Here is a 12274-nt window from a genome sequence, read left to right on the forward strand (position 1 = left end):
GCGGCGGAATGTCGGCCCGGCGCGGCGGACGCCCGAAGCGCCTCGGATCGACCATCAGGCAAGCGAACTGCGCCGAGCGCGCATCAGGAGGACAAGTGCGATTCATCAAGGCCGGCACCATCGCCGTGATACTGGCCGCCGCCACCGTGGCCGGAGCGAGCCCGGCGCACGCCGATGAGCCTGCGCCCAGTGGGCCCGACGAAAACGTCTGGATCGACGTCAACGTGCTGGGGTGTTCCTTCGGCGCCGGGCTCGGTGCGGACGTCCTACTGGCTCTCACTGCCGGCAGCGGCTCCAGCGCTCGTGTCTCCTCCGGATTGGCGACCCGCCTCCGGATCGCCGGTTGCCTCCCGTGGACCTGACGATCCACTCGGACGAGAGCCTATCCGGCCACCTCCGACGGTGCCTGGCGTGAATCGAACCGCGCCGCAAGGGTTTCCATAAACCAGTGGTATTTGGTGTTCTGGAAGGCGGCGAGCAGCCATCGGCCGTCCTGCCGTACGGCGATAGTGGTCTGCACCTTGGTATTGCGACGCGTGCGCCGTTGCTTGCCTTTGAGCACCGCGCCCTTGCTGTGGATAACCGCGACATCGGGTGTGAGGAAACGGAGCTGGGTGATCTCTCCGGCCAAACGGGTGCCCTTCAGGTACTTCTCGAACAGCGGGACGTGGGAGGCGGCGATCGCGGTGCGGCCTTTGAAGTGTGAGCCCACCCAGGTGACGTAGTCCGCGTCCGGGGTGAACACCTCGGCGAAGGCTTCGGCATCTCCCTCGGTCCACGCTTCGGTCTGGCGGGTGATCAGCTGACGGATGGCGTCCTCGTCGGTGCGCTGGTCGACGGTCATGGCATCTCCAGTAGAATGAATCGATCAATAACAGCGCAGCGCCACCGACGCGGTGATGATGCACCAGGCGGTGGCCGATCGACTCGGCCTGCACGTGACCGACCTGCGCTGCCTGAACCTGCTGCGCCTCGGCGGCCCGGCCACCGCGGGGGAACTCGCGACGCAGACCGGCCTGACCACCGGCGCGATCACCAGAATGATCGACCGGCTGCTGACGTCCGGTTATGTCCGCCGCGAGCACGACGAGCAGGACCGGCGGCGGGTCATCGTGAGCGTGATCCAGGAACGAATCGATGAGATCGCCCCGCATTACGAGATCTTGGCGCGGGAATTCGGGGCGGCAATGGCGGATTACACCGCCGAGCAGATGGAACTCGTGCTGGAAGTGTTCAACCGGCTGCACGAGACGTCGTTGCGGGTGACCGCGCTGCTACGCGCGGGGGAGTAGGGTGCGCGGTTCACGGGAAGTTCGTCGTCCCGCGTGGACGACGGTGATGAATCGGGTCAGGTCCTCGATGAGGGTGGAGGCCGAGTCGGCCGTGTTGTCCTGATGTAGCCAATCGGTGACCAGTTCGAAGACGCCGCCGATGGTGGCGAGCGCCAACGCCAGGCGTCCGCGCTGCTCGTCCCGGTTTGTCGCGTTCCCCTCCGACCACTGCTGGTCCAGGAATCCCGCCGCCCAGCGTCGATTGCTCCGGCGTTGCCGCTCGACGGCGGGCGAGATGCCACCCGCTTCGCCGAAGGTCACCTTGCCCAGCCGCGGATCGTCCGTGATGGCGTGCACGAAGGCGCGGACGATCGCCTCCACGCGATGTGGCCACGTCGCGTCTGCGGCCCCGGCCGCGACGTCGGCGACGCGTTGCTGGATCTGTGCGGTCACTTGCTCGAGCAATGCGATGTAGCACGCTTCCTTGCTGTCGAAATGATCGTAGAAGCCCTTGGTTCCGACGTAGGCGCGCTGGCAGATCTGCTCGATCGATGTTCCCGAAAAACCTTGCTCGGCAAACAGTTCGGTGGCGGCGTCGAGCAGTTGGCTACGCCGCTGGGCGCTGCGCTGCTCGGCGTCGAGGCCACGGATCCGGCGCCGGGACCCGGTAGCGGCAGGCCGCGCGGCGGAGGTGCTGCGGGTCATGTCTCGACGATAGCCGGGGACCAGCCGCCGCGTCCGCCGCGCCCGTGCTTGAGAGCGGCGTACCCGGGTACCGCCGCTACATGAGCGGCTCGATCTCCGACATCGGACCGGCCGGCCCCGCGGAGATCACGACCGCACCCGGAGAAGACGAAGGAGCGAGGTCATGACCGACCGCCCGGACGTTCGTCACCGCAGGCCCGACGGCGTCGACGACGCCACCGTCGCCGCCACCGGAAAGCTCTCCGAAGCGCTGGAGACCGCCGAGTGCGCCCGCGGCCACCTGTACGCCTTCCACCAGCTGACCGGCCGTGCCGACCTGATGCTCGACCTCGCGGTAGACCTGTTTCGCGCGGCGGGTCACCTCCAGATCGCCGACCGGATATCCACCGAGTTGATCGGCCGCAACGTCCTCGCGGGACGCTGGACATTCCAGGTCGTCGAGGAATACGACGACGGATACTTCGACCTGTTCCGCAGCATCGAACGCGCGGTCCGGGACGAACTTCTCGAGGGCCGCCGACACATCTACGAGGCGGAGATGAAGGAAGCCCGCCGCACCCACGGGTTGCCGGACCACTCCGCCACACCGGAATCGACCGACAGCAACTGACCTGTCGCGGGGCCGCGCCGGCAATTCCAACAAGAACTCTTGTTGGTAACTTGTCATCACGTTGTAATCGCTGTCACGTCGATGAGGGAAGGACGTGTCGGTGATCAATGGAGATCTGGCCCGCCGCGGGGTGCGCGTGCTGGCGACGGCGATCGTGACGGTGGTTGCGGGCTGCGTTCTGCTCGCGGGAGGTGCACCGGCTACGGCAGTGCCGCTGCCGCACACGGATTCGTTCTATCAGCCGCCGGAGGGGTTCGAGTCCCGCGAGCCGGGCGATATTCTCCGCGCCCGGGAGGTGCGGCTAGCGGTGCTCACCGTGCTGCCGCTGAACGTTCGGTCCTGGCAGTTGCTGTATCGGACCACCGATCTGTTCGGGCGCCCGGCCGCGGCGGTGACCACGGTGCTGTTGCCTGTGGGCGCGGATCCGAGTCGGTCTCGCCCGCTCGTCTCGCTGCAGTTCTACTACGACAGCGCGAGCCCCGATTGCGCCCCGTCGTTCGTGCTGCGCCAGGGCGCGGGGCTGCGTGGTGCCGAAGGCATCCACTCGCAGAGCGAACTGATCGCGGTCGCCGCGCTGCTCAGCCAGGGTTGGGCGGTCTCCATCCCGGACTACGAGGGCCTGGAGGGCCACCTCGCGGTGGCCGAGGAGCCCGGCTATATGACCCTCGACGGCATTCGCGCCGCAGAACGCTTCGAGCCGTTGGGCCTGGACGGCGCGAACACACCGGTCGCGCTGTGGGGCTACTCCGGCGGCGGGATGGCCTCGGGCTGGGCGGCGGAGATGCAGCCGGCTTACGCCCCCGAACTGAACGTCAATGGCATCGCGCTCGGCGCGCCGACCTCGGACGTCGTCTCCCTGCTGCACGTCAACGGGTCGATGTTTTCCAGTCTCATCGGCATCGGCATCGGCATCGGCATCTCGTCGCTGCGCAAGGCCTACCCGAAATTCCGCGAGGCGTCCGATCGCTACCTGACGCCCGAAGGCCGGGCGCTGATGGATCGCACTGCCGCGCAATGCCTTCCGCGTAACGCACTGACCCAGATGTTCCTCGACTACCAGCGCATGCTGACGATTCCGATCGCGGATTTCCTCGCCATACCGGAGATCAAGGAGGTCTTCGACGCGACGGTGCTCGGCCGGAACATCCCCACCGCACCGATCTTCCTCGACCACGGCGTCTGGGACGAGGCGGTGCCGATCTGGACCAACGACCTTCTGGCACAGCGGTATTGCGCGGGCGGCGCTTCGGTGGTCTACCAACGCGACCACCTCAGCGAGCACCTGAGCTTGCCGTCACTCGGCATGGCGGACACCTTCAACTGGTTGAAGGCACGGCTCGCGCCCAGCGCACCCGGCCAGATCGGCTGCCGCACCGAGAACGTGGTGTCCATGCTCGCCGACGCCGACGCGCTGCTGTCCCAGATCGAGATCAACCTCAATGCGACTTTCGGCGCGCTCGGATTCCCGATCGGGCCTCGGGAGCGCTGAGGAGAGATCCGCCGGACGAGTCGGACAGCGGGGAGCCGCTGCCCGTCGGCCTCCTTCTCGGACCGTCTACCTCGGAGTTCGCCCTGTCCTGTCGAATCCCCCGGCACGCGCGCAGCCCGGCCGGGTATGGTCGGGCGGGAAATTCCACCACCAACGGGGGCTCGCACCAGCGGGCTGAGAGGACGGCTAGCCGAGAGGCGTCAGGGCCGTCGACCGTATGAACCTGACCGGGTAATGCCGGCGTAGGGAGGAAGAATGGCATCCACGGCTGCGTCCGACGGTAGTTCGGCGCCTGTCGACAGCGTCACCACCGGCCCCATCGAGGGCAGCGTCAAGCACTATCTCGAGGTCGGCGACCTGCGCATCCCGGTGCGCCGGATCAACCTGACCAACGGTGAGCACTTCGACGTCTACGACACGTCGGGTCCGTACACCGACGACACGGCGACCATCGATCTGGAAGCCGGTCTACCGAAATTGCGCGATACCTGGACCAAGCCCACGGTAGAGGGTCCGCGTACCCAGCTCGCCTGGGCCCGCCAGGGCATCGTCACGCCGGAGATGCGCTTCATCGCCGCGCGCGAAGGTGTTTCGCCGGAGCTGGTGCGCGACGAGGTTGCGGCGGGCCGCGCGGTGATCCCGGCCAACCACAAGCACCCGGAGCTCGAGCCGACCATCATCGGCAAGAAATTCCTGGTCAAGATCAACGCGAATATCGGCAACTCGGCCGTCTCCTCCTCGATCGCCGAGGAAGTCGAGAAGATGGTGTGGGCGACCCGCTGGGGTGCCGACACGATCATGGACCTGTCCACCGGCAAGAACATCCACGAGACGCGCGAGTGGATTCTGCGCAACTCCCCGGTTCCGGTCGGCACCGTGCCGATCTATCAGGCACTGGAGAAGGTCAACGGCGATCCGACCCAGCTGACCTGGGAGATCTACCGCGACACCGTGCTCGAGCAGTGTGAGCAGGGTGTGGACTACATGACCGTGCACGCGGGCGTGCTGCTGCGCTACGTGCCGCTGACCGCCAAGCGCGTCACCGGTATCGTCTCGCGCGGCGGGTCGATCATGGCCGCGTGGTGCCTGGCGCATCATCAGGAATCGTTCCTGTACACGCACTTCGAGGAGCTCTGCGAGATCCTCGCGCGCTACGACGTCACCTTCTCCCTCGGCGACGGACTGCGGCCCGGCTCCATCGCCGACGCCAACGACGAGGCGCAGTTCGCCGAGCTGCGCACTCTCGGCGAACTGACCAAGATCGCGAAATCGCATGGCGTGCAGGTGATGATCGAAGGCCCCGGCCACGTGCCGATGCACAAGATCGTGGAGAACGTGCGGCTCGAGGAGGAGCTGTGCGAGGAGGCGCCGTTCTACACCCTCGGCCCGCTCGCCACCGATATCGCGCCCGCCTACGACCACATCACCTCGGCCATCGGCGCCGCGATCATCGCGCAGGCAGGCACCGCCATGCTCTGCTATGTCACGCCGAAGGAACACCTCGGGCTGCCCAACCGCGACGACGTGAAGGTGGGCGTGATCACCTACAAGATCGCCGCACACGCCGCCGACCTCGCCAAGGGACACCCGCACGCACAGGACCGGGACAACGAATTGTCCAAGGCGCGCTTCGAATTCCGGTGGCGTGACCAATTCGCACTGTCGCTGGACCCGGACACCGCACGTGAATACCACGACGAGACCCTGCCCGCCGAGCCCGCCAAGACCGCGCACTTCTGCTCCATGTGCGGCCCGAAGTTCTGCTCCATGCGGATCTCCGCCGACGTGCGCGAATACGCCGCCAAGCAGGGCATGAGCGAGACCGAGGCGCTGTCCGCAGGCATGGCGGAGAAGTCCGCCGAGTTCGCCAATAGCGGCAACGCGGTCTACCTGCCCGTCGTCTCGTAACGATCGCCCGCTGCCCGCCGAACTTCGGCGGGCGGCGGTGTCATCGACGCCGCATCCCGCAGGGCATGCGTGGCTATGTCACGTCGCGATCATCGACGGCGGAGGCCGTGAAGCCGGTCGCCCCAATAATCACCACGCACGGCTTGCCGATCTTGTCCATCTCGTAGAGCGATTCGTACAGGTGGGTCGACATCAACGTCATCCACCACTCCCACGGAGATTGCTCCTGGCGGCCGGGATCCTCGGCAATGCTTCGGTAATACTCGAGCAGCGCGTCTTCGGTGAACCTGATCGGCACGGCCGGACGTATCGACGAGCCGCCTCGACCGGTGATCCACAAATCGCCTCGAGAATCGGAGGTGATCTCCAAGTTCCAGTCGCGTCCGGCATCGATCACCGAGCCGACCAGATCCGACACCAATGGGTCAGGCACATCCCCCTCCTGGGAACGCCGTGGGTGAACTTCCTCGCGGTAGCGACCCGCCGATGGGCCGACCAGACGCCCCGGAGTGGGGGCGTCCTCTGCTCCGGTCAAAATCTGTCCGACAGGTCAGCAGTCGCGCAACTTGTCCATAGCCGCAGTGATCATGGCCCGCGCGTCCTGCCCGTGGACGGCTTGGTCCTTGAGTCGATGGAATGCTTTCTCGTACAGGGCTATCTCGCTGGGCTGGGTGATCGTCAGCTCAGCGGAGATGGTCTCGACCTGCACCATGCGGATATCGAACATGATGAAGTTGTTCACCGGGGTGCGGTAATCGGCCTCCATCGGCAGGATGCTCAGCACGACGCGAGGCAGAGACATCGCGGTGAGCAGCCGGTCGAGCTGTTCTAGCATCACGTCCGCAGTGCCGACGAGGGTGTGGAGAACCTGTTCCGCGATGATGAAGTAGAAGCGGTGATTACCGCGGTACAGCACTTGCTGACGTTCCAGGCGTGCGCGCAGGCTCGACTCGATGTCGCTTTCTGGCTCGTCGTAGAAGTTGAGCACCATACGGAGAATCGCCTCAGCGTAGGGCGGGGTCTGCAACAGGCCAGGCACAACGACGGGCTCGTACCACCGCATGAGAGTTGTCTTGGCCTCGACTGCTATGGATTGCTTCTGCCTATGCGGCAAGCGCATCCGACGCCATTCGAGGTAAGCGGTCTCGACGTTGCGCAGGTTGGCGATGAGGTCGGGTACCTGATCGGCTGCGTCGGTGTGGGTACACCAGACACGAACATCATCGTCGGTCGGTACTTGCTTGCCATACTCGATCTTCGAGACTTTTGAAGGGGGCCAACCGGCAAGCTTGGAGAGTTGCCTACCGGTTAACCCTGCATCCTTGCGGAGGTTGCGCAGGCGCTCACCGAACGCCTCGCGGGCCTCTTTCGCGGTAGTGGTCACGCCTTGACGTATTCAGCGTGGGAGACGGCCTCGTCCCACACCTGATTCCATGCTGCTCGCGCGTGTTCGACTACGACTGGATCGTGGGTGATCGCCCAGCCGGCATAACGTCCTGATGGCTCGAAGACGGTGAACGCCAGCACGCGATCATCGAGGAGCCAGAAGTCATCCGTGGTCAGCTCGGCGGGGTCGATCAGGTGGCGGGGCAGGTATCGCACATCTTCGCCCGCGGCGATGTTGCGATGTGCAACCACCATGCTCCACCGCACGTAGTCGGTGTGTGGCTCGGTGACGACGCGCGCACGCCGCACAACCCGTCCAGTGCTCGTGACTTCGTGGATCAGGCTGTCCCAGTCGTCGCACCAAGCGTAGTCGTCCGGTTCCCCGGCAAGGAACTTACGGAACGGCTCGGCTTCCTCCGGCGTGCTGTACGAGTCTTGCAGTTCCAGGTGATAGGCGCTGTGCTCGCAGGCGCGGAGAAGGTTATCGATTTCCTCACCTTGTAGGAATTGCATCGGGCCGGATCTCCTGTGCTATAGGAATTTCTACACTGGTCTCGTGGTCGGGTGTCTTCATCTGAGCGAGTGCACCGGGGTCCGTGACAGGGTTGCCGCTGAGTATGAACGTCCCGTGTCCGGTGTCGTGCAGAAGGGACCCGAGGCACGTCCCGGGCTCGAGGAATGCGAGCAATCGGTGTGGGATCTCCACCTGGTCATCGTGTCCGGGCACCCTCCAGCCTTGCACGACGTAAGTCCCTCTGTCTGGGAGGAACAGCGTCGGACTGTGCTAAGACGTCGATTCCGGGGGTACCAATTCCGGGGTCAGCGCGTGCGGGCGGGGCGGATTCGGCCGGTGACCTCGCCCAATCCGATCCGTGCCGCCTGAGGGCCCGGAGCCGATGCGGTGATCGTGACCTCGTCGCCGTCTTCCAGGAAGGTGCGCTTCTGGTCGTTCAGCAGGACCGGCTCCGTTCCGCCCCAGGACAATTCGATGAAGGAGCCGCGCTGGTTAGGGGCGGGGCCGGAGATGGTGCCGGAGGCGTACAGGTCGCCGGGGCGGGTGGACGCGCCGTTCGCGGTGAGATGGGCCAGCATCTGCGCTGGTGACCAGTACATCCGGGCGTAGGGCGGATACGCGACCGGTTGGCCGTTCCATGTCACGGTGAGGTCGATGTCCAGGCCCCAGTCCTGCGTTCCGCGCAGGTAGGGCAGCGGCGTGGGCGATTGTTCGGGCAGAGGTGTCCGCGCGGATTCCAGGGCGGCCAGTGGGGTGATCCATGGCGAGATCGAGGTCGCGAACGACTTGCCGAGGAACGGGCCGAGCGGCTGGTACTCCCACGCCTGGATGTCGCGGGCTGACCAGTCGTTGACCAGCGCGGCGCCGAAGACTCGGTCCGCGAACTGGTCGATCTCGACCGGCGTGCCGAGGTCCGAGCCGAGGCCGATCACGAATCCGAGCTCCGCTTCGATGTCCAGGCGCCGGGAAGGGCCGAAATCCGGTGCGCCCGAATCAGTTCTGCGCTGACCACACGGCCGAGTCACTTCGGTGCCGGAGACCACCACGGTGCCCGCTCTGCCGTGGTATCCGACCGGCAGGTGACGCCAATTGGGCAGCAGCGGCTCGGCGTCCGGCCGGAACAGGCGGCCGAGGTTCGTCGCGTGATCGATGCTGGCGTAAAAGTCCACGTAGTCGCCGATCTGCACTGGCAGCCGCAGCGCCACGTCGCCAACAGGATGTACTGCGGCAGACTCGATCTCACTGTCCACCAGCTGCCGGATCTGTTCGCGTACTTCGCGCCAGCGGGCTGGCCCCTGCGCCAGAAAACCATTCAGATCGGGACTCGCGAACACCGAATCGGCGAGGGCCACAGCCAGATCGATCACCTGATCGCCGTACCGCACACCCACCCGGAAGTCCTGCCCGGTCGGTGCGAACACGCCATAGGGCAGATTGTCCGGACCGAACAGGGATTCGGCGGGTACCTCGACCCTGGTCCTCACGCGGGACCCCGCCCGGACCAGGTCCACGCGTAGGTCGGGTCCTCGCAGGCCAGCGCGCCTTCGCCGAGTTCCAGCGGCCGGAAGGTGTCCACCATGACGGCCAGCTCGTCGAAGAACTCGATGCCGATGCTGTTCTCGTAGGCGCCGGGCTGCGGTCCGTGTGCGTAGCCGCCGGGGTGCACCGATACCGAGCCTTGCGTGATCCCGGATCCCTTACGCGCCTCGTAGTTCCCGCCACAGTAGAACATGATCTCGTCGGAGTCGACGTTGGAGTGGTAGTACGGCACCGGGATCGAGAGTGGGTGGTAGTCCACCTTGCGCGGGACGAAATTGCAGATGACGAAGTTGCCGCCCTCGAATGCCTGATGGACCGGTGGCGGCTGGTGGATGCGCCCGGTGATCGGCTCGAAGTCGGCGATGTTGAAGGTGAACGGGTAGAGGCAACCGTCCCAGCCGACGACGTCGAACGGGTGAGTGGCGTAGACCATGCGCGTGCCGACGACCTGCCCGCCAGGCCGGTGCTTGACCAGCACCTCCACGTCGGTGCCGGTCGCGGTGATGGTCTCGGTCGGTCCGTGCAGGTCGCGTTCGCAGTACGGGGCGTGTTCGAGCAGCTGGCCGAACTTGGACAAGTAGCGCTTGGGCGGCGTGATGTGGCCGGTCGCCTCGATCACGTATGCGCGTAACGGTTCCGGTCCGGTGGGGAGCCAGCGGTGGGTCGTGGCCCGCGGGATGAGCACCTGGTCGCCCTGACGCGCCGGCAGCGGACCGAACACGGTCTCGACCATCGCGGCGCCGGACTCCACGTACACCAACTCGTCGCCGATGGCGTTGCGGTACAGCGGCGACCTGCTCTTGGCGGCCACATACGAGATGCGCACGTCCGCGTTGGCGAGCAGCAGCCGCCGCCCGGTGACCGGATCGGTCTCGGCCGGGGTGTCACCGGGAAACAGCGCATGCAAGCGTAGATGCCGGTGGCGCAGTGGATGATTCGGCGTCGTAATCTGATCGCGCAGCTCCCACACCGTCGAATCGACGAGCGCGGGCGGCAGGCCGCGGTGATAAAGCAGCGAGGAGTCGCCGGAGAAGCCCTCCTCGCCCATCAGCTCCTCGTAGTAGAGCCGGCCCTGCTCATCGCGATGCTGGGTGTGCCGCTTCGGCGGTACCGCACCCACGTGCCGATAGAACGCCATGACCGTTCCTCCGCCAGCCGGTGGTCGGATAGTTGATCACCATCGTAGTGATCGCGGCTGGTAGGCGGAGCGGAAACGCGACCCGGCCGCGCCAACTTTGCCGGACATCCGGCCGCTGACACGTCGAATTGCCGAGCGGCGCCCGCCTTCGTCGAAGAAATGTCAGCTGACTGTTCAGGCGTTGCGCAGCGCCCGGTAGACCGCGGCGCCGACGAACGCACCGAGATCCTCCGGCGTCCATCCGCCCTGGTCCGCGAGCAGCGCGCGCACCGCCGCTTCCCCCGCGGATACCCACTGCTCCACCAGCACGGGCAGCTTGCGCTCGGCGTCCTCGGTACCCCAGGCGCGGAGGGTCGGACGCAACAACTTCGCGCAGCGCTCCACGACGAGCGCGCGGCCGCGACCGAACGAATTGGCTACGGCGGGATCGGGATTGCCGTATACCAGCCGCCACGCGTCGGGCCGCTCCGCGGCTTTCGTCAACAGTCTGCGGAATCCCGCGACGAAGACGGTCTCGTCGGCGTCCACATCGTATGGCGTCACCACCTCGAGCACGCCGCTGACCAAGTAGCCCTCCTCCCGCTGGATCAGCGCCTCGATCAGCTCGACGCGATCGGCGAAGCAGGCGTACACCACCGGTCTGGTCACGTTCATGCGCTCGGCGATGGCGGCCATGGTGACCGCGGCGATGCCGTTCTCCACGGCGATGGCGAGCGCGGTATCGAGTACCTGCGGGCGGCGCCGTTGCGGGCCCAGATGCTGCGCCCGCTGCCGCTGCCTGGCGCCCGGATCGCCGCCCATGCCGCTCGCCCTAGAAGTTCCGGTCGCCCGATTCCCACTGGTCCGGCGCGGGAAGGGCGGTTGCGACGGCCGGGTCACGCGTGCCGCGGGGGGTCGGTGAATTCGGCGATCACCGGAGCGTGATCGCTGGCGCCCTTGCCCTTTCGCGCCTCCCGGTCGACCATCGCGTCGGTGACAGTGGCGGCCAGCGCCGGGGACGCGAGGATGAAATCGATGCGCATCCCCTCTTTACGCGGGAAACGCAGCTGGGTGTAGTCCCAGTAGGTGTAGACGCCGGGGCCGGGCGCGAACGGACGCATGACGTCCGCGTACCCGGCCTCGACGACGGCGTGGAAGGCGTCGCGTTCCGGCTGCGAGGTGTGCGTCTTGTCGGCGAAGTACTCCACGGACCACACATCGTCGTCGGTCGGCGCGATGTTCCAGTCGCCCATCAGCGCGATCTTCGCCTGCGGGTCCTCGGCCAGCCAGCGCGCGCCGTTGTCGCGCAGCGCGGCAAGCCATTCCAGCTTGTAGGCGTAGTGCGGATCATGCGGTGTGCGCCCGTTGGGCACGTACAGGCTCCAGACCCGCACGCCGCCGCAGGTGGCTCCGATCGCGCGGGACTCGACCACCGGCGCACTGATCAGTGATGCACCCGCGTCCTTGTCGAAACCCGGCTGGTTCGGGAAGGCGAGCTCGACGTCGGTGAGGCCGACCCGGGAGACGATCGCCACTCCGTTCCACTGGTTGATGCCCAGATGGGCCACCTCGTAGCCGAGCTCGTCGAAGCGCTCGTAGGGGAACTGGTCGTCCCGGCACTTGGTCTCCTGGATGGCCAGCACGTCGATGTCCTGGCGGTCCAGCCAGTCCGCGACACGATCGAGCCGGGAGCGGATCGAATTGACGTTCCAGGTGGCGAGACGCACGAAGCCTT

Annotated in this window: 14 protein-coding genes and 1 riboswitch; of the genes, 5 read left to right on the forward strand and 9 right to left on the reverse strand. The window is 66.3% G+C overall.

Translation table 11 applies throughout. The features are described 5' to 3' along the window. The first annotated feature begins 95 nt into the window (after positions 1 to 95). A complete protein-coding gene (locus AB0M45_RS01495) occupies positions 96 to 362 on the forward strand; it encodes a hypothetical protein (protein WP_364321444.1) in 267 nt (88 codons plus the stop codon). A 20-nt stretch (positions 363 to 382) separates the two neighbouring features. Here AB0M45_RS01495 and AB0M45_RS01500 read toward each other — a convergent pair whose 3' ends face one another. Next, the gene (locus tag AB0M45_RS01500) at positions 383 to 844 is read right to left on the reverse strand and encodes an SgcJ/EcaC family oxidoreductase (RefSeq protein WP_364321447.1); all 462 of its coding nucleotides are present in this window, start codon (positions 842 to 844) and stop codon (positions 383 to 385) included. A gap of 55 nt (positions 845 to 899) precedes the next feature. Here AB0M45_RS01500 and AB0M45_RS01505 point away from each other — a divergent pair, with 55 nt between their 5' ends. Further along, positions 900 to 1292, forward strand: coding sequence for a MarR family transcriptional regulator (locus tag AB0M45_RS01505; RefSeq protein ID WP_364321450.1), 393 nt, complete (start codon positions 900 to 902; stop codon positions 1290 to 1292). Here AB0M45_RS01505 and AB0M45_RS01510 read toward each other — a convergent pair. Continuing rightward, positions 1275 to 1976, reverse strand: a complete 702-nt coding sequence (locus AB0M45_RS01510; protein WP_364321453.1) for a TetR/AcrR family transcriptional regulator — start codon at positions 1974 to 1976, stop codon at positions 1275 to 1277. The genes AB0M45_RS01505 and AB0M45_RS01510 overlap by 18 nt on opposite strands. Before the next feature lie 163 nt (positions 1977 to 2139). Between AB0M45_RS01510 and AB0M45_RS01515 the strand changes: the two genes are divergently transcribed. The 3 genes from AB0M45_RS01515 (at position 2140) to thiC (ending at position 5983) form a co-directional block, all read left to right on the forward strand. Further along, entirely contained in the window at positions 2140 to 2586 is a 447-nt protein-coding gene (locus AB0M45_RS01515) for a hypothetical protein (protein WP_364321456.1), read from the forward strand. A 100-nt stretch (positions 2587 to 2686) separates the two neighbouring features. Further along, positions 2687 to 4075: a lipase family protein gene (locus AB0M45_RS01520; protein WP_364321459.1), complete on the forward strand. Its 1389-nt coding sequence runs from the start codon at positions 2687 to 2689 to the stop codon at positions 4073 to 4075. A 143-nt stretch (positions 4076 to 4218) separates the two neighbouring features. Continuing rightward, positions 4219 to 4341, forward strand: a riboswitch (TPP riboswitch). Next, positions 4331 to 5983 (forward strand): phosphomethylpyrimidine synthase ThiC, encoded by a 1653-nt coding sequence (thiC, locus tag AB0M45_RS01525; RefSeq protein ID WP_364321462.1) that lies wholly within the window; start codon positions 4331 to 4333, stop codon positions 5981 to 5983. (Overlaps the previous riboswitch by 11 nt.) 73 nt (positions 5984 to 6056) lie before the next feature. Here the strand turns inward: thiC and AB0M45_RS01530 are convergent, their stop codons facing one another. The 7 genes from AB0M45_RS01530 to AB0M45_RS01560 form a co-directional block, all read right to left on the reverse strand. Next, positions 6057 to 6416 (reverse strand): hypothetical protein, encoded by a 360-nt coding sequence (locus tag AB0M45_RS01530; RefSeq protein WP_364321465.1) that lies wholly within the window; start codon positions 6414 to 6416, stop codon positions 6057 to 6059. Between the two features lie 117 nt (positions 6417 to 6533). Further along, the gene (locus AB0M45_RS01535) at positions 6534 to 7367 is read right to left on the reverse strand and encodes a helix-turn-helix transcriptional regulator (protein WP_364321468.1); all 834 of its coding nucleotides are present in this window, start codon (positions 7365 to 7367) and stop codon (positions 6534 to 6536) included. Further along, positions 7364 to 7882, reverse strand: a complete 519-nt coding sequence (locus AB0M45_RS01540) for a DUF6879 family protein (RefSeq protein WP_364321471.1) — start codon at positions 7880 to 7882, stop codon at positions 7364 to 7366. Before AB0M45_RS01540 ends, AB0M45_RS01535 begins: the two co-directional genes overlap by 4 nt. 306 nt (positions 7883 to 8188) lie before the next feature. Next, a complete protein-coding gene (fahA, locus tag AB0M45_RS01545) occupies positions 8189 to 9367 on the reverse strand; it encodes a fumarylacetoacetase (protein WP_364321474.1) in 1179 nt (392 codons plus the stop codon). Then, positions 9364 to 10560 (reverse strand): homogentisate 1,2-dioxygenase, encoded by a 1197-nt coding sequence (locus tag AB0M45_RS01550; protein ID WP_364321477.1) that lies wholly within the window; start codon positions 10558 to 10560, stop codon positions 9364 to 9366. The genes fahA and AB0M45_RS01550 overlap by 4 nt, the downstream gene beginning before the upstream one ends. A 174-nt stretch (positions 10561 to 10734) precedes the next feature. After that, the gene (locus AB0M45_RS01555) at positions 10735 to 11361 is read right to left on the reverse strand and encodes a TetR/AcrR family transcriptional regulator (RefSeq protein ID WP_364321480.1); all 627 of its coding nucleotides are present in this window, start codon (positions 11359 to 11361) and stop codon (positions 10735 to 10737) included. Positions 11362 to 11435: 74 nt separating this feature from the next. Beyond that, the gene (locus AB0M45_RS01560) at positions 11436 to 12266 is read right to left on the reverse strand and encodes an exodeoxyribonuclease III (protein ID WP_364321483.1); all 831 of its coding nucleotides are present in this window, start codon (positions 12264 to 12266) and stop codon (positions 11436 to 11438) included. Positions 12267 to 12274 lie beyond the last annotated feature (8 nt).

Origin of the sequence: Nocardia sp. NPDC051787 (assembly GCF_040681325.1) — a bacterium.
Taxonomy (GTDB): domain Bacteria; phylum Actinomycetota; class Actinomycetes; order Mycobacteriales; family Mycobacteriaceae; genus Nocardia.

Coding starts and splice junctions, on each gene's coding strand:
- AB0M45_RS01500 (WP_364321447.1), bottom strand. CDS start 844: ATGACCGTCGACCAGCGCACCGACGAGGACGCCATCCGTCAGCTGATC.
- AB0M45_RS01505 (WP_364321450.1), top strand. CDS start 900: ATGATGCACCAGGCGGTGGCCGATCGACTCGGCCTGCACGTGACCGAC.
- AB0M45_RS01510 (WP_364321453.1), bottom strand. CDS start 1,976: ATGACCCGCAGCACCTCCGCCGCGCGGCCTGCCGCTACCGGGTCCCGG.
- AB0M45_RS01515 (WP_364321456.1), top strand. CDS start 2,140: ATGACCGACCGCCCGGACGTTCGTCACCGCAGGCCCGACGGCGTCGAC.
- thiC (WP_364321462.1), top strand. CDS start 4,331: ATGGCATCCACGGCTGCGTCCGACGGTAGTTCGGCGCCTGTCGACAGC.
- AB0M45_RS01540 (WP_364321471.1), bottom strand. CDS start 7,882: ATGCAATTCCTACAAGGTGAGGAAATCGATAACCTTCTCCGCGCCTGC.
- AB0M45_RS01550 (WP_364321477.1), bottom strand. CDS start 10,560: ATGGCGTTCTATCGGCACGTGGGTGCGGTACCGCCGAAGCGGCACACC.
- AB0M45_RS01555 (WP_364321480.1), bottom strand. CDS start 11,361: ATGGGCGGCGATCCGGGCGCCAGGCAGCGGCAGCGGGCGCAGCATCTG.